At 50.0% G+C, this 23233-nt stretch carries 22 protein-coding genes; 14 read left to right on the top strand and 8 right to left on the bottom strand.

The features are described from left to right. Positions 1-110: 110 nt before the first annotated feature. From NYE29_RS26030 to NYE29_RS26040, 3 genes are read left to right on the top strand one after another with little or no spacing between them, the layout of a single operon-like run. Complete coding sequence (locus NYE29_RS26030) at positions 111-464, top strand: VOC family protein (RefSeq protein ID WP_076111130.1); 354 nt, start codon at positions 111-113, stop codon at positions 462-464. 46 nt (positions 465-510) lie between these two features. Next, the gene (locus tag NYE29_RS26035; RefSeq protein WP_340898051.1) at positions 511-945 is read left to right on the top strand and encodes a GNAT family N-acetyltransferase; all 435 of its coding nucleotides are present in this window, start codon (positions 511-513) and stop codon (positions 943-945) included. Positions 946-949: 4 nt separating this feature from the next. Beyond that, on the top strand, positions 950-1489 hold the full coding sequence (locus NYE29_RS26040) for a GNAT family N-acetyltransferase (protein ID WP_340898052.1): 540 nt from the start codon (positions 950-952) through the stop codon (positions 1487-1489). A 60-nt stretch (positions 1490-1549) separates the two neighbouring features. Here NYE29_RS26040 and NYE29_RS26045 read toward each other — a convergent pair whose 3' ends face one another. Then, positions 1550-2872 (bottom strand): hemolysin family protein, encoded by a 1323-nt coding sequence (locus tag NYE29_RS26045; RefSeq protein ID WP_076111129.1) that lies wholly within the window; start codon positions 2870-2872, stop codon positions 1550-1552. A gap of 115 nt (positions 2873-2987) precedes the next feature. On the opposite strand from NYE29_RS26045, the gene NYE29_RS26050 reads away from it, so the two are divergent. The 10 genes from NYE29_RS26050 to NYE29_RS26095 all read left to right on the top strand — a co-directional run bounded on the left by NYE29_RS26050 (position 2988) and on the right by NYE29_RS26095 (position 16888). Beyond that, positions 2988-3755: a DUF1836 domain-containing protein gene (locus NYE29_RS26050; RefSeq protein WP_076111128.1), complete on the top strand. Its 768-nt coding sequence runs from the start codon at positions 2988-2990 to the stop codon at positions 3753-3755. A gap of 90 nt (positions 3756-3845) precedes the next feature. Then, positions 3846-5048 (top strand): MFS transporter, encoded by a 1203-nt coding sequence (locus tag NYE29_RS26055; protein ID WP_445322220.1) that lies wholly within the window; start codon positions 3846-3848, stop codon positions 5046-5048. 194 nt (positions 5049-5242) lie between these two features. After that, positions 5243-6832, top strand: a complete 1590-nt coding sequence (locus NYE29_RS26060) for a TerB N-terminal domain-containing protein (protein WP_340898054.1) — start codon at positions 5243-5245, stop codon at positions 6830-6832. 8 nt (positions 6833-6840) lie between these two features. Beyond that, complete coding sequence (locus NYE29_RS26065) at positions 6841-8160, top strand: ATP-binding protein (RefSeq protein ID WP_340898055.1); 1320 nt, start codon at positions 6841-6843, stop codon at positions 8158-8160. Beyond that, entirely contained in the window at positions 8157-10355 is a 2199-nt protein-coding gene (locus NYE29_RS26070) for a DEAD/DEAH box helicase (protein ID WP_340898056.1), read from the top strand. Before NYE29_RS26065 ends, NYE29_RS26070 begins: the two co-directional genes overlap by 4 nt. A gap of 264 nt (positions 10356-10619) precedes the next feature. After that, positions 10620-11990 carry an extracellular solute-binding protein gene (locus tag NYE29_RS26075; RefSeq protein ID WP_076111124.1) on the top strand — a complete coding sequence of 457 codons (1371 nt, stop codon included), beginning with the start codon at positions 10620-10622 and terminating at the stop codon, positions 11988-11990. A 116-nt stretch (positions 11991-12106) separates the two neighbouring features. Beyond that, positions 12107-12997: a carbohydrate ABC transporter permease gene (locus NYE29_RS26080; RefSeq protein ID WP_038592609.1), complete on the top strand. Its 891-nt coding sequence runs from the start codon at positions 12107-12109 to the stop codon at positions 12995-12997. Positions 12998-13014: 17 nt separating this feature from the next. Next, complete coding sequence (locus NYE29_RS26085) at positions 13015-13839, top strand: carbohydrate ABC transporter permease (RefSeq protein WP_340898057.1); 825 nt, start codon at positions 13015-13017, stop codon at positions 13837-13839. Between the two features lie 77 nt (positions 13840-13916). Further along, a complete protein-coding gene (locus tag NYE29_RS26090; RefSeq protein ID WP_038592604.1) occupies positions 13917-15683 on the top strand; it encodes a cache domain-containing sensor histidine kinase in 1767 nt (588 codons plus the stop codon). After that, on the top strand, positions 15680-16888 hold the full coding sequence (locus NYE29_RS26095; protein ID WP_340898058.1) for a response regulator: 1209 nt from the start codon (positions 15680-15682) through the stop codon (positions 16886-16888). The genes NYE29_RS26090 and NYE29_RS26095 overlap by 4 nt, the downstream gene beginning before the upstream one ends. 86 nt (positions 16889-16974) lie before the next feature. Here the strand turns inward: NYE29_RS26095 and NYE29_RS26100 are convergent, their stop codons facing one another. From NYE29_RS26100 to NYE29_RS26120, 5 genes are all read right to left on the bottom strand, one after another. Further along, complete coding sequence (locus NYE29_RS26100; protein WP_076111121.1) at positions 16975-17319, bottom strand: DUF4190 domain-containing protein; 345 nt, start codon at positions 17317-17319, stop codon at positions 16975-16977. Positions 17320-17406: 87 nt separating this feature from the next. After that, entirely contained in the window at positions 17407-18192 is a 786-nt protein-coding gene (locus NYE29_RS26105; protein WP_076111120.1) for a GNAT family N-acetyltransferase, read from the bottom strand. An 18-nt stretch (positions 18193-18210) separates the two neighbouring features. Next, the gene (locus NYE29_RS26110; RefSeq protein ID WP_340898059.1) at positions 18211-19473 is read right to left on the bottom strand and encodes an MFS transporter; all 1263 of its coding nucleotides are present in this window, start codon (positions 19471-19473) and stop codon (positions 18211-18213) included. A 55-nt stretch (positions 19474-19528) separates the two neighbouring features. Continuing rightward, positions 19529-20464: a LacI family DNA-binding transcriptional regulator gene (locus NYE29_RS26115; protein ID WP_340898060.1), complete on the bottom strand. Its 936-nt coding sequence runs from the start codon at positions 20462-20464 to the stop codon at positions 19529-19531. Between the two features lie 160 nt (positions 20465-20624). Then, a complete protein-coding gene (locus tag NYE29_RS26120) occupies positions 20625-20795 on the bottom strand; it encodes a hypothetical protein (RefSeq protein ID WP_179091754.1) in 171 nt (56 codons plus the stop codon). A gap of 203 nt (positions 20796-20998) precedes the next feature. Here NYE29_RS26120 and NYE29_RS26125 point away from each other — a divergent pair, with 203 nt between their 5' ends. After that, entirely contained in the window at positions 20999-21490 is a 492-nt protein-coding gene (locus NYE29_RS26125; protein WP_340898061.1) for a GrpB family protein, read from the top strand. An 87-nt stretch (positions 21491-21577) separates the two neighbouring features. Here the strand turns inward: NYE29_RS26125 and NYE29_RS26130 are convergent, their stop codons facing one another. Beyond that, a complete protein-coding gene (locus NYE29_RS26130) occupies positions 21578-22708 on the bottom strand; it encodes a C45 family autoproteolytic acyltransferase/hydolase (protein WP_076111118.1) in 1131 nt (376 codons plus the stop codon). Positions 22709-23020: 312 nt separating this feature from the next. Then, positions 23021-23212 (bottom strand): hypothetical protein, encoded by a 192-nt coding sequence (locus NYE29_RS26135; protein ID WP_076111117.1) that lies wholly within the window; start codon positions 23210-23212, stop codon positions 23021-23023. Positions 23213-23233 lie beyond the last annotated feature (21 nt).

The raw sequence follows: 23233 nt of genomic DNA on the forward strand, positions 1-23233 counted from the left end.
ATCATAAGTTCCAATCGATCAACTTGCGGGGGAAGGAAATTGGCATATTTTATCGAATTACTAAAAAGTAATACCTATTCTGAGAAAGCATAGAGGAGGCTGTACTTGCTGTGACAAGTCCGATTCTGAATCAGATTGGCGCCGTATTCATTCCGGTCAGTGATATTGAAAGATCAAAGAACTGGTATTGCAGCTTGCTGGGGCTTCCGCTTGACGGTGAGGTATTGTTCGGCCATCTGTATGTGGTGCCGATGCAAGGGCCGGGTATTGTGCTGGACAGCAGAATTTTCACAGCCGAGTCGGTTCTGAATGTGCCGTCCTTTCATTTAAATACGGAGGACATCGATGCTGCTTATGATTTTGTCAAAGCCAGCGGTGCGGAGATCCTGACTGACATTGAGAATGATCACTGGTTTAACTTCAAGGATCCTGACGGAAATGTATTGATGATTTGCCGTTGTTAAAGGAGATTAACATCTATATAAGATGGATGATAAGGAGAACTCCGACATGATTAGAGAGGCATTGCCCCAGGATGCTGCCGCGCTAGATACGCTATACCGCATTCTTTTGCCGGAGCATCCGGGTGTTAATGTATCCCCGCGGAGGATAGAACAGATTGGCGGCAATCCGGACAGTTATCTGTATGTGTATGAAGATAATGGGCAGGTTGTTGGTACAGTCCATCTGCATTTTTGCATGGATGCACTTAGTGGTGACCTTCCATTTGCAGTCATCGAGCGGGTGATCATCGCCCCCCAGTTGAGAGGTAAGGGTTACGGCGCCGCGCTTATGAGATTTGCCGAAGAAGCTGCGGCTGCCAGAGGTGCACTTAAAGTGATGCTCTCCAGCAATTCAAGCAGAGAAGCCGCGCACCGATTCTATGAGGCGCTTGGGTATGACGGGAGCGGGAGTATGCTGTTCAAGAAGTACATCGGCAATTAGTGATATGCCGAGCAAGATCAAGCAGGGGGAAATGATGAATATAACGCTGAAAGAGCTGGTACCCGGGGATGCTGCTGAACTCCTGAGTCTGCAGCACCGGCTGGATGAGGAATCTTCATTTATGCTGCTGGAGCCGGATGAGAGGCAGACCGGACTGCAGCAAGTAACAGAGATGATTGAGAGCTTTGCTAAGGCCGAAACTTCGATTCTGATCGGCGCTGTGGCAGATGGCAGGCTGGCGGGTTACTTATCCGTCAGTGGAGGAAGCCTAAGACGAAATAAACATAGCGCGTATATTGTCATAGGCATCTTGGCGGATTATCAGGGAATGGGTATCGGCAGCGGCTTATTCCGGGAGATGGAGAGCTGGGCAACCGGCGTCGGCATTGTGCGCCTGGAGCTGACCGTTATGACGCATAATGATCGAGCGGTGTCATTATACACTAAGCGCGGTTTTGAAATTGAAGGCATCAAGAAGAAATCGCTGAAGGTCAGCGGGAATTGGGTGGACGAATATTATATGAGCAAGATTTTGTCTAACTAAGTTCCGCTACAACAAAAGGCGCTCCGTCAAGGAGCGCCTTTATTCATATATATTCAGCTATTATTCCGTTTGTTGCCCAGATTCCAGGGAGTCCTTTTCCCCAATAAGCACCTCAACCTTGCGGATGCGGTTTTTGTTCATCTCACGGACTGTAAGCGTAACATGTTCGTAATTCATGCTTTTGCCGATAGTGGGCTCGCTCAGGTGACTGTATAACCAGCCGCCAATGGTCGTTACTTCATCATCGTGGAAGTCAAGACCTGTCAGCTGCTTGATCTCCAGGAGAGAAACCTTGCCGTCGAACAAGTAATTGACGTCGCTGAGCTTCTCGATGTTTTTGCGTTCATCCCCGTCAAATTCGTCACGGATCTCCCCGACAATCTCCTCGAGAATATCTTCAATCGTAATCAGACCGGAAGTTCCGCCGTATTCATCAAGCAGAAGGGCGATATGCACACGTTCTACCTGCATACGGGTTAACAAGTTCTTCACCGGGGTTACCTCAGACACAGTCAGAAGCGGCAATATCAGGCTTTTAAAATCGAAATCCGGGTTGTTGTCATACTGCAGGTACAACTGTTTGGTATTGATCATCCCGATAATATTATCTTTGCTGCCGTCAGCTACAGGGAATCGGGTGTACTGCTCTTTACGGATGATGTTGAAATTCTCCGCCAGCGAGTGGTCGGTGAATAAGCACACCATATCTGTCCGCGGCACCATGATTTCTTTGGCCAGCATCTCGTCAAAATTGAAGATCCGGTTCACGTAGCCATATTCGGCTTTGTTGATTTTGCCGCTTTCATAGCTTTCGGATAGAATCAGACGAATCTCATCTTCACTGTGCGCATCGCCGTGCTCGCTGGCCGGCTTCATACCGAACAAGCTGACAAGCAAATTGGCGGAACCGTTCATGAGCCAGATCAGAGGGTACAATATTTTGTAGAACCAAATAATCAGCGGGGCTGTAATTTGACCGATTTTCTCCGGAATGTTGATAGCGGCCGTCTTCGGTGCAAGTTCTCCGACTACGACATGCAGGAATGTGGCAATAATAAATGCCAATGCAAAAGCAATAGGTTCGCTCACACTGTGACTGATATCAGCCAAATCGAATAAAGGAATCAGCAACTGCTCAAATGCAGGTTCTGCCAACGCCCCGATACCGAGGGCAGTGATTGTGATCCCAAGTTGACAAGCAGACAAGTAACCGTCAAGGTTCGCTGCAACTCTTTGTACAGCTAAAGCGTTTTTCTTTCCCTCGAGAACCATTTGACTTACTTGGCTGCCTCTCAATCTCACTACTGCAAATTCCGTGGCTACAAAAAAAGCGGTTAAAATAATCAAAATGGCCACCAACGTCAAACTAAGTCCTATACCCATAAAATCTTTACCATCCCTCTCGTTATTAAAATAGGTTATACTCATATTATGAGTTCACTTGAACCTATTGTACGAACTTTTCATTAAAATATCAAATGGCGAAGGGGTGCCATCTATGGAAGCTTTTACTTTAAGCCGAAAAGAAATGTCTGGATTGCTGCTCTCGCTGACCGGAAACTCAGAGCAAAAACCGCTGCATATTCTTCAGGAGGTCTGGACGAAATTTCATCACGAAGAGGTGAAACAGGGGATGTCCCTGCCTGCGTTCCTCTCTACGGAAATCCCGCCCATCCTGCAAAAGATCATAAAAAGAGGGAACGTCAAAGGGTTCTCGCTCTCGGACATTGCTGCTCTTGGACATCTCATAGAGTATTCCACACTGAGTGCCACCGCTATGCAAAATTGGGTGAAGCGCGACTTCAAGGAATATCTCGGCTCACCGAGGGAAGGAAAAAAGTATTCGGTTAATCAGGCTGCGCTGCTATTTATCATTGATGACCTTAAAGCAGCGCTTGATTTCGAAAGTATACGTCAGCTCTTCCGCCTGCTTTTCCTGAAACCGGAACGGGATGATGATGATTTGGTTGAACCGGCGCAGCTGTATCACGGGTATGCGGAACTGTTCGAAGAGATTAAGCGCAGCCCTGCGCTGCAGGCGCAAGGGATGGCTGAACGAAGCGCAAACAGAGATTATTCCTGGAAAACAGACAGCTCACTCAGAAGTGCAATGGATAAATTGATGAACCGGCTGAACCATCTGACAAGACCGCAAAGGGATGCTGTGCAAAATATGCTGATGATCTCGGCGATTTCTGTACAAACCTGTTATTTTCAAGCGCTGGCCCGGCAATACTTTAATGCTGCTTTATTCCTTGATTTTTAGAAGCGGCACTCTTAGAATGTGTAAGAGAAACTAGCAATATCAGGGTAGAATAGTCGGAGTAAGGGAAGAGGGTGCTTGAACTTGAATCAAATGACGCTGCTGCGAAATCCGAAGCAAAGGAAACTGCTGTTCAGTGCAGGATTAAGCTGGATGTTTGACGCGATGGATGTCGGAATGATTTCTTTTGTGGTTGCAGCGCTCGCCAAGGAGTGGTCGCTTGAACCGGAGCAGATTGGGTTTTTGACCAGTATTAATTCGGTGGGCATGGCAGCAGGGGCGGCAGCGGCGGGGATTTTGGCCGACCGTTTCGGACGCAAGTCAGTATTGCTGTGGACTTTGTTGATTTTCTCTGCGGCGAGCGGGTTGTCGGCTTTTGCTACAGGCTTCGGGATATTATGTGTGCTGCGTTTTGTAGCAGGGTTCGGGCTGGGCGGAGAGCTGCCTGTTGCTTCAACACTGGTGTCGGAGAGCATGCCTGCAAAAGAGAGAGGCCGGGCGGTTGTGCTGCTGGAGAGCTTTTGGGCGGTAGGCTGGATCTTGTCCGCTTTGATTGCCTATTTTGTTATTCCGGATTACGGCTGGCGTATCGCCTTCGGCATAGGTGCCGTACCGGCACTTTATGCGCTGTATTTGCGGCGTGCCATCGATGATTCCCCGCGGTTTGCGGAAATTAAGAAGGCCCCGGTTTCGCTGAGTAAACGCGTTGCTATCGTCTGGTCGCCGGAGTACCGCAAATCGACGATCATGCTGTGGATTCTATGGTTCACGGTGGTGTTCTCCTATTACGGCATGTTCCTGTGGCTGCCTACGGTAATGGTGATTAAGGGCTTCAGCCTTGTTAAGAGTTTTGAGTATGTACTGATTATGACGCTGGCCCAACTGCCCGGGTACTTCACCGCTGCTTATTTCATTGAAAAGTTCGGGCGCAAGTTTGTACTGGTAATCTACCTGCTGCTCACAGCAGTCAGCGCTGCCTGGTTCGGAAATGCGACAACGGAGGGCATGCTGATGGCTGCCGGAATCTGCCTCTCGTTCTTTAATCTTGGCGCATGGGGCGGTATGTATGCTTATACCCCTGAATTGTATCCGACTGCAATCCGCTCGACGGGAGCAGGGCTGGCCACCTCCTTTGGCCGGATTGGCGGTGTGATCGCACCGCTGCTGGTAGGCTTTCTGGTAGGCGATAAGGTCGGCATCAGCTCAATCTTTATGCTGTTCTTCGTAACCATTATTATCGGTGCGCTGGCGGTCTTGTTTCTGGGGAAGGAAACGAAAGGAACTGAGCTGCTCTAAGAGAGTATTCCTTGCGGATCTACTTGATGTTAATCCTGCAACAATGCTAATATTAGATGTGAAATGTACAGCGGGTTCGGATAATTCGAGAAGAACAAAACGGTTCCTTCACACCATGTGAACAGGACCGTTTTTTCATAAGAGCAGGAGCAGGGTCTTCTCGGATTACGTTTCAGGATTGGAGCGATGGAAGAATGAATAATGAAGGGAAGCTGCCGCACTTTACAGAGCTGGTCTGGGAAAGCACGGAGAGTAATGTGCCGATTCCGCCAAGGGAAGCTGCCGGGAATGTGCAGCCGAAGTCAGCCGCCGCCAAGGTGAAGAAGAAAGAGCCTTCGAAGGAGACGGTACAGCTTCAGCTCTGGGATATGGAAGAGAAGCAGGAACCGGTAACTACTACGGAAAGCCAATTTGTGCACCGGGCACGTGAGCTGGTGGAACAAAGGGAAGCCGCAACACTGTTTGTTCCATTCAAGAGTTATTGGCCTACATACGGGCATATGACGGGAGCGCAATACAGATGGTATTTCTTCTGGCGGGATGAAGTCAGACATGGCAGATATCCGAAGACTGATCTCTCCTATATCTTTCTGCATGTCTATGAGCTGATTAACGGAGTAGGCTGGGAAGAGCCGCAGGAAGGGTACAGACAGCTGTCCTTGCTATGGGAAGCTTACCGGGATCAATACAAGCGGCTCGATCAATATCTTGGCGGCTGGATTGCCGATTTTGCCTTCGTGCATAAACTGGACGTACCGCTGTCAGGCATCGTTGCCCGTTCACGCGGACTTGCCGGAGATCTGGCGGAGCTGGAGCTGATGAGGTGCCTGACTGCTGCGCCGGAACAGCTGACTTTTGCCGTGCTGACGGTCATGTCGGATTACGACATCAGCAAATCCAAGTTCTACACCGGTGAAGGCAAAGCGGCGGCTGAGCGTTATATTCCTCAAGTGGTTGCATTAATAGACGCCTATGTAGCCCGCAAACAGGGCTCCAAGCTGGTGGAGATGTTCCCGCCCGGCCCGCCGGTACTGCGGGAGCGTTACCTGTTCCGCAGCGCAGTTTATGATATATCGCTCTACGGCTACTCCGTACTGGTGCCTGTCGTAAGGATCAGTAAATCTCCGCCTCTGCGCAGCCTGATTACGCGGCTTTTCCGGCTCACCGAGAACAAGCTGCGGGAGCTGATGGGCTTCCGCGGACGGCTGAAAGACGTTAAGGTTGATGCGGATATGGACGACCTGGTGACCCGTTTTCTGAAACGGGAATTCCGCAAGGCAGAGCAAGCCGGGAAAGGTCCGGCGGTTGTTATTGACAAGAGGAAGCTTGAACGGCTGGAGAGCGATTCTGAGATTGTCCGTACGCTGCTCACCATAGAGGAATCTGAGGATTCAGTGGAGTTGGAGGGTTCAGAGAATTCCGGGGGTTCGGAGCCTGATTGCGCTGTCCCTTCCTTTATGGAAGAGAATCCTATAGAAGAAGTTTATGCTGTTCCCGAGACCATAAGTGTTCCAGCATCGCCCGCTGCTGCGGGCAGCGCAGACAATGAGTGGGAGGCATTCGCTTCCGTACTGTCACCTCTGCAGCGGCAAGCAGTGTCCGCACTCGCTGATGAGGATGGAATGAAGGCTGTGCAGAAGCTGGCCGCTGCCGGGGGGACGATGCCGGAGCTGCTGTTTGACGAAATTAACGAACTTGCCATGGACATGCTCGGCGATCTGCTGATCGACGGTGAGGAATTGACTGAGGAATTTATGCCCGTGCTGCAATATTTGAAGAGGTGAATCCCTAGATGAATGAACTGAAAATACCGAAACGGATGACAACCGCACTCGTAAACTCGCTCACGGCGGGTGTAGTGCCGCGAATCGGACTGGAACATATTGCTGTCGGCCGGCGGCCGGAGGTGGAAGCCATCCTCAGGGATATGGACAATATTGCTGAGGGCGGAGCGGCTTTCAAGCTGATTACCGGTAAATTCGGCAGCGGCAAAAGCTTTCTGCTGCAAATTATCCGCAACTACGCCATGGACCGGGACTTTGTGGTCGCGGATGCCGATCTTTCGCCGGAACGGCGGCTGGTAGGAACGAAGGGACAAGGCCTGGCAACCTACCGGGAGCTGATGAGCCACCTCTCGACCCGGACCCGTCCAGACGGTGGAGCACTCGAAATCATGCTGCAGAAGTGGATTATGACGCTTCAGCAGGCGGTGATGCAGGAGAAGGGGTGTGGACCTGACTCCCTGCAGCTTGGCGAAGAGGTGGAGCAGCGAATTTATACAGTAGCCTCTGAGATGCGCGGTCTTGTGCATGGCTTTGACTTTGCCAAGGTGCTGGCTGCTTACTGGAACGGTCATAAGCTTGCCGATGATGAGCTGAAGCAAGATGCGCTGCGCTGGCTCCGCGGTGAATTCGCCACCCGCACCGAAGCGCGCAAAGCACTTGGCGTAGGCGTCATAATTGATGATGACAACTGGTACGATTATATGAAGCTATGGGCGGAATTCACAGGGGCTATCGGCTATAAAGGTCTGCTGCTCTTTATAGATGAGGGAGTTAACCTCTACAAGATTACCAACAGCATCTCCCGCCAGAGCAACTACGAGAAGCTGCTGACAATGTTCAACGATACGATGCAAGGCAAAGCGGAACGGCTGGGCATCTTTATTGGAGGTACCCCGCAGTTCGTTGAAGACGGGCGGCGCGGATTGTTCAGCTACGAGGCTTTGCGTTCACGGCTGGTGGCGGGCCGCTACGGTTCAGCCGAGCTGAATAATTTCACCGGACCGATTATTGCGCTGGACATGCTGTCCCATGAGGAAATTCTGGTGCTGCTACAGAAGCTGCGGGATATCCACGCTCTGCATTACGGCTATGATGCGAGACTTACCCAAGAGCAGCTGGTGCATGTCATGGAAGAAGCCGTGGGCAGACTGGGTGCTGATGAACTGCTGACCCCGCGCGAGGTCGTGCGTGATTTCATGGATCTGCTACACACTCTTCACCAGCATCCGGAGATTTCCTTCGAGAAGCTGGTGGGCGAGCGCACCGTAAAACCGGCGGAGACTGAGCAAAACGAACTGGACGGTTTTCTTGCGGAGTTTGACCTATGAGCGACAATCCGTTCTACAGGCTGGCCCCTTTCATCAAGGAGTTTATTTACAAAAACCGGTGGGAGACGCTTCGCGAGGCTCAGGTAGATGCTTGCCGCGTGTTGTTTGATACCCCGCATCACCTGCTGATTGCCTCCGGTACGGCCTCGGGCAAGACGGAGGCAGCATTCTTTCCCGCATTAACTGAGCTCTATGAGCGCCCGTCCGATTCGGTGGGGATTCTCTATATTGCGCCGCTCAAAGCGCTGATCAATGATCAATTCACACGGTTAAATGATTTGCTGCGGGAAGGCAATATCCCGGTCTGGCATTGGCATGGCGATGTGCCGCAAGCGGATAAGACGAAGCTGATGGAGAATCCTTCCGGAGTGCTGCAGATTACCCCTGAATCGCTGGAGGGGCTGCTCATGAACCGCCCGAATGCGATCCCCGCCTTGTTCCATGATCTGCGCTTCATTATTGTTGATGAAGTGCATGCCTTTATGGGGGCAGACCGCGGCATCCAGGTGCTCAGCCAATTGGCCCGGATCTCGCGGATGGCCGGCTGCCATCCCCGGCGGATCGGCCTTTCGGCCACACTGAGCGATTATGCTTCCGTGACCGAGTGGCTGGCCGCCGGTACGCGGGAGAGCGTGGAGGTATCCGCTCCGCAAGGGGGGCGCAAGCTCCGGCTGAGTGTGGAGCATTTCTCCTTCCCGGATGCGCGGGATGAGGTGCAGGCTGAACACCTGGAGCGGGCCCGCCAGGCCTATTACGGGTTCATTTACGATCACACGCATCTGAAGAAGGCGTTGATCTTCACCAACAGCCGTACGGACGCCGAGGAGGCGATTCTGGAGATGCGGCGCATGGCAGCCAAACGCGGCGAGCGGGATGTGTTCCATGTGCATCATGGAAGCATCTCCGCGATGCTGCGCGAAGAGACGGAAGCCGCGCTCCGGCAAGGTCCCGGCGCCGCGGTAGCCGCAGCTACGCTTACCCTGGAGCTGGGGATAGATCTTGGCGAGCTGGAGCGGGTGCTGCAGCTCGGCGCACCATACAGCTGCGCCAGCTTCGTCCAGCGGCTGGGACGCTCCGGCAGACGCGGTGACTCCGCTTCGGAGATGATCTTCGTCACCCCGGAGGAAGAGGACGAGGAGGCGCAGCTGCCCGCGCGGATGCCATGGACGCTGCTGCGGGCGATTGCAGTCATTGAGCTGTATGTGCGGGAGAAATGGGTAGAGCCGCTGAATGTGCGCCAGCTGCCGGTTGGGCTCCTGTACCATCAGACGATGAGCATTCTTAAGAGCATGGGGGAAGCCGAACCGGAGGATTTGAAGGCAGCTGTTCTGAGCCTGCCTTCCTTCCGGGGAATTGACCCGGCAGATTACGATACCTTCATGGAGTACATGGTAGGTATGGGCCATATTGAGACACTGGAGGAAGGCGGACTGCTGATCGGGCTGGCCGGTGAGAAGATCGTCAACAATTTCCGTTTTCTTGCTGTATTCAAAGACGATGAGGAGCATGTCGTCTACAATGGCACCGAGGAAATTGGCTCCATTACTACCGTACCCCCACCGGGCTACTGCTTTACGCTGGCGGGCAAGCTGTGGAAGGTGGAGGAGGTAGACAACCGCCATAAGGCCGTCTATGTCAAAGGCTCGCGTGGTAAGGTTGATACCCTCTGGCTTGGTGCTGGCGGTGATGTGCATACCCGGATCATGGCCAAAATCCGTGAGGTATTGGGAGCGACGGTGCTGTATCCGTATCTGGCGCCAAGCGCAGCGGCCCGGTTGGAACGGGCCCGCCGCCTGGCCAAGGAGAGCGGTCTGCTCACGCGCTCGGTCCTGCCGGCAGGCGGCGATTCCATGTTCATTCTGCCGTGGGCGGGAAGCCGGCAGTTCCGGACTTTGGAACGGCTGCTGAAGAATAACCTGAAGGGCCGGCTGGGACTTCGTTCCATCACACCAATGGAGCCTTATTATATGGTAGTCGCCGGCAGTGTGGATGCGGATACGCTGGAGGAAGAGATCATGGCTGAAACAACCGCTGCGACGGACCCGCTTTCCTTGCTCAGCAAGGATGAAGCGCCATATCTCGGAAAGTATGATGAATTCATCCCCCATGACCTGCTGCGCAAAGCCTTTTCACTGGATGGGCTGGATGTGCCAGGGCTGCTGAATGTGATTAAGCAATGGCGGCTGGAGAACTAGGCGTCAACTACAATCTGTAATACGGAAACACTATGAAATCTAAACTTCATAGCCTTAATGATGCGGCAGCAGCCACGGATGAGCATATCCCTGGCTGCTGCTATTTTTCTTAAGGGCAAGCAAATATCGGAAAGAGATATCGCAATATGCTTGCTTTATTTTATATATAGAAAAAACAAACCTTTATTCTGCAGTTCCCACCTTGTTGGAAGCGCTTAATCGAAAGATAATGAACATATCACGAAGACAGGGGGCAACAAACAAATGGTCAACAGAAAAATGCAAAAGACATTCTCCATCGGTCTGACTGCAGCTATGGCATTAACCTTGGCGGCATGCGGCAACTCCAACAACAACAGTAACAATAACAGCGGGGGGGACAACGCAGCTCCGAAGAGCACCAACAGCGCTGCGGAAGCTACCAAAGACAGCGGCAAAAAAGTAACGATTACTTTTCAGAACATCTATCCTGACCCTGCAACACCCGCCTACAAAATGATCCGCGAATTGGTGGGGGAATATGAAAAAGAAAATCCAAACATTCATATTGAACTGGATACTTTGAACACTGACCAGCAAAAAGTAAAGCTCAAAACACAAGCGGCCTCCAAAGAAGTGCCAGACATCACCATCGTTAACCCTGCTGCACAAATGAAGCCGTTTGTAGATGCCGGACTATTCGCTCCACTGAACGACATGCTGGAGCAGAACGGATTGAAGGATACGTATCAAACCGGACTGCTCGATTACTACAGCTTCAATAATAATGTGTACGCACTGCCTGACGGCAACAATATCGAGGTTGTGTACTACAATAAGGAGCTGTTTGAGCAAGCCGGCATTGCGAACCCGCCAACCACATTCGAAGAAATGCTTAAGGATGTAAAGATCCTCAAAGAGAAAGGCATCACACCCCTTGCGATCGGTGAAAAGGACTCCTGGACAGGCTCATTCCTGTTCATGAACATTCTGCTCCGTACCAACGGTGGCCCGGGTTTCCTGCAAGAGGTGCTTGACGGCAAGAAAACGTTCGAAGATCCAGCATTCGTAGAAGCAGTAGACGCCTTCCAGCAGCTGGTCCAAGCCGGCGCATTCCCTGATGGTGCAACATCCATTGATGCCAATGCAGGCGGCAATATCTTCAAAACCGGTAAAGCGGCAATGTGGTCTATCGGTTCATGGGAAACCGGAGCCATTGATGCTTCATCTGTAGCCGGCAAAGTAGGAGCTTTCCAATTCCCTACAGTTAACGGCAAGGGCGACCCTAACGAATTCATGCTTGCTCCAGGCAGTGCATTTGCTATTTCCGCGAACAGCGAGCATTTGCAGGAAACCAAGGATTTCCTCAACTTCTTCGCATCCAACTATCCTAAGAAGCAATTTGAACTGAAAAATGCCGTAGGTCTGGGACAAAAAGTGGATGGCGATTTGAAAGCTGCCGGTTACTCCGATCTTGCGATTAACATTGCAGGCCTGTTCAATGAAGTCAAAGGCGGCGACCTGGCGTTTGACAATACGATGAACCCGGCAACGGCGCAAGTTCACTTGAGCAGCATTCAAAACCTGTTTGTACAAAAAGTGGATTCCGCCGCAGTGGGCAAGGAACATCAAACCGCATTCGAAGCTAATAAATAAGAAGCAATAGAAACATTCCCATTATCTATCGATGCGAAGCGAGCTTACCAGAGCTTCTTCGCATCGATCTATGATGGACATAGAAAAAGAATCTGCTTGTTTAGGAGGCGGGAAAGATGAAAGTACTAAAGGTGCCAGGACGAACAATAGCCGTCTTCGTATTGCCAGGTCTGCTCTTGTATGTGTGCCTTGTGTTTGTTCCCATACTGGTTTCATTGTATACAGGCTTATTGAAGTGGGACGGTCTCACTTCTGCAGAGTTTATCGGTTTCGGCAATTTCAAAGATATGTTTTTTAATGATCCTGTCTTTTGGCCATCAGTAAGAAGAACACTGCTGTATGCGGTGGCTTCCATGCTGGAAATTCCACTGTGCCTGTTTATGGCTATTCTACTTAACCGTTATTTGAAAAGAGCTAATACTCTGGTTTCGATCTATTTCACACCGGTTATTCTCTCCGTCGTCATTATCGGCCAATTGTGGAAAACGGTCTACAATCCGGCTTCCGCAGGAGGGATGCTGAACGGGGTTCTGATCTCCCTGGGACTGGACAGCTGGACACATAACTGGCTCACTGAACCCAAGATTGCCATGTTCGCACTCTATTTCGTATCGCTTTGGCAGTTCTTCGGCTACCATCTGCTGATTCAGTATACCGGGGTGTCCAATATTCCGGATGAGCTTTATGAAGCGGCTAAAATTGACGGAGCAGATGGATTTAAGGCGGACCGCTACATCACCCTGCCGCTGATCGTTCCGATCTTTAAAATATCAATTGTACTGGCGTTTATTGGTTCACTGCAGGCCTTCGATCTGGTCATGGTCATGACAGCGGGGGGCCCGGCACATGCTACCGATGTAATCTCTACCCATATGTATAACAGTTCCTTTATGTCCTTCAAGTATGGATACGGCAGTGCGATTGCCACCTTCCTGGTTGTGGTCTGTCTGGTCTTTACCGGATTCATCAATACCGTATTCAATAAAATCGAGCGGAAATTCAATTAGAAAAGGAGTGCGCGATCATGCGAAAATTCAAAAAAGGAATCGTGTATCTTCTTTTCGCAATTCCTGTAGTGACCCAGCTGTATCCCTTGTTATGGCTGTTGCTGTATTCCCTGAAGACCAACGAAGAAATTATGGATGGCAGCTTCTTTTCCTTCCCTAAATCGTTTCAATGGCATAACTACAGCGAAGCCTATACTTCAGGAAGTTATCTGAAATACTTATCCAACAGTGTGTTTGTTACGGCTGTTACGATGATTTTCGTCATTGTGCTGGCCTCCATGGTTGCCTATGCGATTTCTCGGTTCCGCTGGAAATATGGAAACATTGTAATGATGGTCTTTCTGATGGGAATGATGATCCCTATGCAGGCGACTCTGCTGCCGCTGATGATCATTTTCAAAAATATGCATATCCTGAACACACATTTATCACTGATTCTGCCTTACATTGCATTCTCCACGCCAATTGCCGTATTTATCCTCTCCGGGTTCATGAGAGACATTCCGCATGAAATTGAGGAATCTGCATTTATTGATGGAGCCAGTGTATACCGCATCTTCCGCAGCATTATTCTTCCGGTTTCGATTCCGCCGGTAATGACGGTGTGTATCCTGACCTTCATCAACATTTGGAACGAATATATTCTGGCGGCAACCTTCATTTCTTCCGAGAAACTGAAGACCTTGCCATTCGGGGTCTACACTTTTGTCAGCCAGTATTCAGTCAACTATGGAAATATCGGCGCATTCCTCGTCATGGGCGCGCTGCCGGTCATCCTGATCTACTTCTTCCTGTCCAACCGGATTACAAAAGGCATGGTGGCAGGAGCCGTTAAGGGTTAATGGGCGTTGCAATTAAATTTGCATTGGATTTATAATAGGGAACGGCAGACACAGGATGTTGAAAGGAGGAGAGTCCTATGCGAAATGGCTTTCATTCCATCCACCATCGGTTGTTTCTGCTGTTTCTTTTTTGCATGTCCAGTATTCTGCTGATTGTCAGCCTGCTGTACTATAACCGGACTACTGTTCAGCTGCATGAAAAGATAAGTGATCTGTCGCAGAAGAACGTCGCTCAAACGGCCGGGCTGTTTACCCTGCTCTATAAGGGGTATGATTCCCTGTCCAAATCACTCAGCAATAACTTTGAGATGGTTCGCCTGCTCAATGAAACAACCGATGAACCGGCAGTGGCTTTTATCAATGAACAGACCATCACGAATATCATTGGCTCGATTTTTTATTCGCGGGATGATCTGGTAGGCATCCATGTCATCATGGACAAAGGCAAAATTTATAATTACGGCAACTACATGAACGTGGTAGATCCGGAGTATCACACCGAGGACTGGTACCATGAGCTTAAGGCTTCTACGGGGAAAATGGTCTGGCTCGGCGTGTACGAACATTCGCTCATTGATGAGGTCGAGGACAGTCCTGTATTCGCTTTCGGGCGGCAAATTTATGATCTCAATGAACACAAACCGATAGGCATCGTTCTGTACGAAACAAACCCGCAGCCTGTTCTTGATGCGCTGGATAATCTGAAGCTGGGAGCGCACAGCCAGGTTTATCTGATGTCTCAGGATGGGCGTTTTGTATCCTCGGCTACGGACCCGTCACCAGTCGTGGAGAACTTGCCGTCCCTGCAGGGGGATAAGGATGTCATTGTGCAGCAGGAAAGCGACCGCTTAATAGTGGCCTCCAAGCTGTCTTTCTCCGGCTGGTGGGTAATGAGCATCACGCCGGACGAAGATCTCAATGTGGAATTGAACGAAATGAAGCGATACCTGCTGATTGTAATTTCCATTTTGATTTTCGTATCCACCCTGATTGCTTCCATTGTGTCGCAGACCATATCCTCACCGCTCAAGAAAGTGATCCGGGAGATGAAGCAGGTGGAAATCGGAAACTTCCGGGGCGTGGTTAATGTGTCTTCCTATCAGGAAATCAATATTCTCGTCGCTTCTTTCAACCGGATGGTCCGGCGGATTGAGGAATTGATCGAACGGGTCAAGCTCTCTTCCGTCAGTGAGAAGAACGCCGAGCTGCATGCGCTGCAGTCCCAGGTGAACCCGCATTTTCTCTACAACACCCTGGATATGATTTACTGGATGCTTGATGAGGAAGGGAATGAGCAGCTGGGCGAGCTTGTACTCTCGTTATCATCCATGTTCCGTTACAGCAGCCAGTGGGAAGACGGCGCGGAAGTTACCCTTGAGGAAGAGATGGAGCAGATCGGCCATTATCTAAAGATCATTTCCATCCGTCTTGAAGGCAGGCTGCATATTGTCGCCGAAGTCGATGAGCGCTGGCTGAACATCCGCGTTCCGAAGATGACGGTGCAGCCGGTGATCGAGAATGCTGTCAAGCATGGATTGGAATCGCTCAACCGTCAGGGCATCCTGAAGGTATACACCCGTGAAGAAGGGAATGTTCTGAAATTATTCGTTGAAGATAACGGTAATGGCATGAATGCGGAACAGCTGGAGCGGCTGCAGGATTCGCTAAACGGCGACAGTCCGAAAGAAGGCGGCAAAGGCGGCATCGGCTTGCAGAATCTCCACCGCAGGCTGCAATATATGTTCGGGGATGGTTACGGTCTGCAGATTCAAAGTTTACCCGGAGAAGGGACACAGGTTGCCATCATGCTTCCGATTAGAGTGGAGGGAGACACATACAAGTGAACATTCTCATAGCCGATGATGAACGGGTTATCCGCGAAGGCATCAAACGCACGATTAAGCATCTGTACCCGGAGTATCAGGTTTTTGTGGCTACAAGGGCCGAGGAAGCCGTCAAGGTGCTGGAAGAACAGCGTATCCACATCGTGTTGACTGACATCCTAATGCCGGGTATGAATGGCCTTGAGTTTATGAAAATTTCCAAACGCAGATATCCCTATGTGAAATGGGTCGTGATCTCCGCTCATAGTGAGTTCTCCTACGCACAGGAGGCGATCCGTCTTGGAGCGAGGGATTATCTGCTCAAGCCGATCGGCAAAAACAAGCTGGAGGAGATCATCAATAATCTGACGCTGGAGATCCAGAAGGACAACGACATTTCACGGCAGGGGGAAAGGCTGAAGGCAAGCCTCAGATTTCTGCGTGAAGGTGTATTCCAGCGGCTGGCCTCTGGCCTTGATATCGGCAATTTGGATATTGGTCCATTCATCGAAGATTATCACAACTTTTACTTGGTGATGGTACAGCTGGACCCGGGGGAAAAAAGCGCGCGCCTGGAGCATTTTATCGTGGAGAATGTACTTTCCGAGCTGATCGAGCTGCATGGGAACGGTTTTGTCGTTAATTTCGACCGGCAGAGTTTACTCGGCCTGGTTACCTTGAGGGAGAACGAGCGGATTGAACCGTTTCAGGAGGAGCTCCGTGCCCATCTCAACCATTATCTGAAGATGCCTTTTCAAATCCTGCATTCCGGCTTGAGTTACGATTTCAATACCGTGCCGCAGGTCGTGAAACGGATGAGGGAAGCATCCGCTTCACAAGCGTTTGAGGCGGAACCGCTGAAGGGAAGCGGAGAGAAGGCCATTGACGTCGCACTGCATTTTATCAGGGAGCATTACAACGAGGATCTATCGCTGGAGAAGATGGCCTCTGTCGTGTTCCTGAACCCGGCGTACTTCAGCCAGTTGTTCAAGCAAAAGACAGGGCAGGGGTACAAAGAATACGTCACCTCACTGCGGCTGGAGCAATCAAAGCTGCTGCTGCTGAACCCCAAGCTGAAGCTGGCTGAAATCGCAGAACGTGTGGGGTATCAGGACATGCGCCATTTCACTCAGATGTTCCGCAAAAAGTTCCAACTGACTCCGACTGAATACCGCCAGCAGCAGAACATCAACATTCTTCTGACCAAAGGCAGCCCGCCGCAATAAAAAAGGAAGCTGACGCCGATTATCGAAACCGGTTCAGCTTCCTTTTTTGTCCATTTACTCGAAAATCCTGCATTTCTTATAGCCTATCAGATGTTGCTGGTGCCGTAAAAAGTGTTAACCGTGTCCATTTCATTGAAAGCAAAAATAAACAATATAAAAAGCAGAATAAGTATGGTGTAAATAATCGTCCCGACAATCCCGCAGACGAGACCGGCGATGGCAAGACCTCTACCCTCTTCATAACGGGTACGAATCTCTTTCAGGGAAATCGCGGAAAGTATAATCGCAATAATCCCGAACACCAGCCCGATATAAGGTGCCACAATGGACAGAATCCCAAGCACCAATGAGGCAATGGATTTGCCGTTTGTCTGTGCCGGCGGGCGTGGCGGCGTATAATACTCCTGATGCCCAAACGGTTGATAGCTCATGAACGAACTCCTTCATATAACAAATTGTTATTGCTGCTCCTTGCATTATATAACAATTTCCAGAATATTACGGTGAGAGATTTTTGATCATTTCGGCTGCTCTATATAATTTAGCCAATGCTCCAGCTTCACCGCTAGCGTAAGGCCGACGGATTCGGCCAGACGAATGGAGGCGATATTAGTATCCTCCACCTGGTATCTTGGAATATAACCTCTCTGCAGCGTATGGAATACCGCAGTGCGGACGACCCGCTGTGCAAGTCCGCTTCTTCTGCCGGCTTCGGCCGTACGCACGGCCCCGATTTCCCAGATTTGTTCCTCGTTGCGGAAGACGAGGCAGGTGCTGAGTGGCGCGTCTCCCCGGAATATGGAAATGGAAAAAGCGCCGTCTGCAAAATAATGCTCAATTTCTTCCTTGCTGTAATCATTCGCCCGCCATAATGGAAGCAGCCGGTCATCCATCTGTTCGTTCAGCACGGCTTCGGCGTCCGGAGCGAAACGTTGTCCTGCTGTAGAACTATAGGAATAAAAGCATCGTACTTTGTGCAGCGGAAATTGACCGGCAATTGAAATCCGTGTCTGCTCCTGAATTTTGAATACCAGATTGATTTCTCCGGGTAATCGCTTTAGCAGCTCGGGCAGCACCTCAGGGCTGCTGTAATCCATCAGCACTATTTTCTCGGCATTTGGGTATATCCTTTGATCAAAGGAATAAGCGTCCGCAGGCAGAAGCAACAGAATGCCCCAGTGTTCTTGCTGGTGGACCAGATAGCTGTCAATAACTTGATGATAAGCGGTCATCATCTTTAACGGGGTTACATTTTTCAGCGGATTCTCACGCAAATACTTCATAATCAATTCAGTCTGGCCCAATGAACTTCACTCCTGTTCTTATTTATATTCACGAATTACTTTAAGTCCGACTGCAGCTCCGGTGCCAAACAGAAAAAGGATAAGACCGGCAGCAAGCATCGTTCCAGAGGCTCCAAAATGGTCGGCGGACGCAGAAAAGACAGCAAGTCCCAACGGGGGCCCCACACTCATTAAGGACCCCAGTACACCGAACATCCGCCCTTGCAGGTCCTCAGGAACCTCGAGTCTCAGGATGATATTAATCAGTAAAGTGCTGAACGAGAAGGTGAAGCCGATTAGCAGAATGAGCGGGATGGCCAGCATCATTGAGGTAGTAACCGACAGCAGGGCGTACAGCGGACCCAACAGCAGGAGACTGACAGCGACCAGCAGACCACGGTGCCTGATCCTGTTCCCGGCAGTCAATATCAAGCCCGATCCAAGCATGTACCCGAGCGGGATGCAGCTCTCCATCAGACCGAACTGAAACGGACTTGCCTTCCATACCTGCACGGCCATGACTTGTGTCAGCATGAGGCAGGAGAGGAAAAATAGTGTGAGTACGGGAAGCAGTAAGGTAACAGCTCTAGCAAATGGATTACTCCAAATATAACGGAAACCGCTGAAAATATCTTGCTTGAACGTTTTTTTTGATCCACGTACGGCTTTAACACCAGTGAATGAGCCTGAGGCTAGCACCAGCACGAAGGCCAACAGAAAGGTCATCCCATCTACAAAGATTGCCCAAGCGCCACCGAAGGCAGCGACAAAGATTCCGCCGAGAGCGTAACCAACAGTACGGGAGATGTTCTCTGACAAGGTCATCCAGCCTGCTGCCTGCTGGATATGCTCTTTGCCGACGACAGTCAGCAGGGAAGCCTGGAAGGCAGGAGACTGAAATTGTCCGGCAGAGGTTACAATTCCGGTAAGACAAACAATCAGGACGAAGGAGAGATTAGGGCTGGTAAGGGCGTAAGCGATTCCCAGTACGGTGATGCTCTGTACCAGATAGGCACATACAATCAGCGTTCTGCGGTTGACGCGATCGGCGAGTGTACCCGCTATGCTGCCTAGCAATGAACAGATGACAAGGTTGCTGACAGTCATGATGCTCATCATTTTAGCACTGCCAGTCTCTTGCAGCACCCATAGACTAAGAGCGAGACTGTGAAAGGCATTTCCCAGTATCGTAAGCGTACTGGCTGTGAACAACAGCAGGAAAACTTTGTTTTTGCGTAAAACCGGATAGTTCACTTGGGATACAGGTGGGGCATTCACCATCTCAACGCTGGGAATATTCATCAATAAAACCTCCTCATCATTACTTAACTTAAACGTTTAAGTTATTATAGAGAATTTATTGGAGAACTTCAACCAAAAATTGATTGCTGCCTGTCAGGCTGGTATCGTACTGTTCGCGGAAAACAGATGTCATTAATTCATAGGCGGTCAGTGCTCTATCGTTCTGAAACTGTATGATTGTCGTGCTGTCCAGCAGGATTTCCGGTACCCCGCAGGTGCAAATCGCTGTAACAGAAGAGGCCAAGGCAGTTTTTTCAACAGCTTTTGCCAAAAATTCATTGATGACGATAACATGCTTATCCCGGTTGAAGGTCAAAAAGCTCACGAGTTCACTTTGTACCTCTTGCGAATTGTTGACGATATGAATATGCTCCTGCGGCAAGCCGGATTCAGCAATGACCCACTCCGATAACGCATTGTTATGATAGCTCTCCATGACCAGACAGGAGGGAGCTGCGGAGGAGGATACAGCGGCCTGCAGCGCTTGCGGATAGTTATAATTAACCTGGTTAAATAGACGGTCATCAATGATGCTGTCGATCAGAATCAGCGGCACGCCTTCCACAAAATTGGCGGATATCCGGTAGAACATCTCATCCATAACATCCAGCACAAAGACAGCATCCAGTTTACGTTCACGGATTACATCCATCGCAGGATTAAGGGGATTCAAACGGACAAGCAGTGTATGATAGCCGGCTTCTGTTAGCATCGCTTCCAGACTTTCCACCAGCGACATGTAATTTTGGCGTTTCCAATAGGGCAATGCAGATGTCCGGTTAATCAGAATGCCGACCAGTCCGGTCCGCTGTTTGACCAGGGAACGCGCTGCGAGATTGGGGACATAGTTCAGTTCCCGGGCAATTTGCAGTATACTCTGCCGGGTCGGGTCAGGGATCGTCTGGTTCTTGACATTGTTCAGCACATAGCTGACCGTGGCTACTGAAACGTTTGCCTGGCGGGCAATATCCTTCATTGTCGCTTTTTTCATCGGGCATTCTCCTTAACAAGGCTTAGAAGAAAAGCCTATCATTCAGCCACGGGACAAGTCAACTGAAGGGAAAACTAAATTATTTACTTGGAGACAAGAATAGGCTGCTCCCCGTCATTCAGCGACGGGGAGCAGCCTGTTTGCTGTACAATTTTACAGCTTAAGTTTCATTTTTGGTGACGCCATTCAAACTGGGAACATAATCTTCAGCCTTATTGGCGTTCAACATCTGGGGTTCTTCAGTAAGATGTGCATGGTTTTGCTGGTTGTTTTTCTTATCTGCTTTATTATTTGCACGGTCGTGTTTGGGATCGGCACTATTTTTGGGCATGATTTCACCTCCATCTGTTAACAGATAGTATGAGAAACTGGTTTGCATTTTATCCCAGCCATCTGAAATCGGGGGCGTGCAGCCACTTTGGAGTGTGTACCGGATCATTTACAAAGAGCGAAGGCTTAGAGTAAGCTGACTTTAAAATAACTAACCCAGCAAAGAAGGTGACGGACATCGCTGTAAGGCCTGTTCCTATTGAAGTGGTTCCTTATAATCCCGCCTGGAAGGCCGAATTCAGCAGAATCAAAGAGCGGATGCTTGAGATCCTCGGAGATCTTGTCATTGCTGTCGAGCATGTGGGCAGCACCTCTATTGAAGGTTTGGCGGCCAAGCCGATTATAGACCTGGATGTTGTGATGGAGAGCTATGAGGCACTGCCTGATATTATCGAGAGGTTCCGGGAATTCGGTTATGTGCATCTTGGAAATCTCGGGATCGAGGGCAGAGAGGTATTCGAGTGCGAGAAGGATGACGGTTTGATGCATTATCATCTTTATGTATGTCCTAAGGACGGTAAAGGTTATCTGGAGCATATCGCTTTCCGGGACTATCTGCGGAGTCATCCCGCTGCGGTTCAGGCGTACGAGGAAGTAAAGCTGGCCCTGGCAGAACAATACCGCAATGACAGAGAAGCCTATACGGAGGGCAAGACAGCTTTTGTGCATTCCATCCTAAACAAAGCCATGCAGTGAGCGGAGAAAAGAGCATGAATAGAGCGGCAACCGGACCCTGAATGAACAGGTCAGCCGGTTGCCGCTCTTTTTCAACATGAAAGGTTCTTAAAGTATATTGCTCCAAAACTGTGCGTCGGACTGTTCGTTAGGCAAAGTAGCGGTATATTCGTTTATGCCCGGCGGATCACTGAACCCAAAGCTTCTCCAAGGGTTACTCATGGGTGAACCGAAGCATATATGCGCCTCCCGTAAGGCATTGTCACAAACGATTGACCATAACGTCCCGAAGCCTTCATCGTAGTGATGGCAGCAGACGCCTTCCGGCAGGTGCTGACCTGCCAGTTGTTTCATTGCATCCAGCGGATTGTAGTCCGTTCCTGTGTTCCAGAGAGTCGAGTACATCGCCTCTTGCCTCGCTTGCGAGTTATGCATCAGCTGTAGGTTATGTTGCTGCATGGCTGGCAGCGTATAGTGATTGGTGGAAACGATAAGCTGGGGAAGACTTACCGCGCTGGCATCATAAACCTCAATTTCCTTATGGGCTCCAGCTGCTTCGATCAATGCCATTGAACCGTGCCTGTCGGACACCAGAAAGTTCCGGTAATCGGAGATCGGCATGCTGCGCAGCAGGGTAACAGCTTCTTTGGTTGTTGTGCAGCCATCGAGCAGGGCCCGAACCACTCCCGGGAACACAAAGCCCTCACCTGTCATTTCTGGCCGGATTCTGCCGGAGGTCGTGGTCACGCTGAGACCTTCGTCATTCATGCCGTCATACCGGCCGAAGAGCTGAAGTGAAAATCCGATGTGGGCAGGCTTGCCCGTCACACGGGTGGTGCTCAGCAAAAGCTGATTATAGGGAGCATCCTCCCAGCCAAAATCATACGTCCGCATGTGATATGTACGGCTTTTGTCTGTAGGACCGGTTCGCAAGGCTGCCTGGCTGCAATGGCCGGCTGACTGGAAATAAGAGAAGTAAAAAACGACCGCTTCTTCCCGGATGCCGGTTTCATCGGCGAAACCTTTGATTTCCTGATTGACCCCGGGACAATATTTCTCGAACATATTCATTGCCTTATCAGCGGCAGCCGGATGGAGCGGCGGACTGCCCATAAACGGCGAGGACATAAAGGACATAAAAGCAGTGTCGTGTTTATAAAATGCCCCTAGTGCGCGCCCGACTTCATAATGTGTTCCTTCCGTAACAATATGCTGGTAAATGGATGATTTGAGGTCCATGTGAAGCTCCTTCTACGTTTACTCTCTGCGCAGAGTAGCTCTATTATAAAACTGTTACCGCTACGGCGGCAAAGCCGTGACAATACTGAATCGAACGCTGTGATTCCAAGGTGAAGTTATTTCCCGGCCTTTATGTGCTATATGCTTGGCTACAGTTGAATTTTCTTGTATTCATGGCATTTCGATGGTAAATTATAGATATAAGTTTGGGATTCAAATTTAGCTGAAATTGTATGAAATGCGTACATTAATCAACCCGCCAGTCCGTATGTTGGCGGGTTGATTTTTTTGAAAAAATCCAGGCTGGTTTGTCTATGTTCTGCTGTGAACAAAACGTTTTATGGTCCAAAAAGGTACCGTATGGATACCATTATTTGTTGAAATGCTTAAGGAATCCGAAGGATGATCAATTTCACAAAGGCCGGTAAAAGTTTCACCGCTCACAAGATGAACACGCTGCTTCATACTTTGCTCCAAGGCCGACTGGATTTCTATTTTTCTCATTCATTTCACTTCCTTTGAAAC

Source organism: Paenibacillus sp. FSL M7-1046, from assembly GCF_038007405.1.
Lineage (GTDB): Bacteria > Bacillota > Bacilli > Paenibacillales > Paenibacillaceae > Paenibacillus_AQ.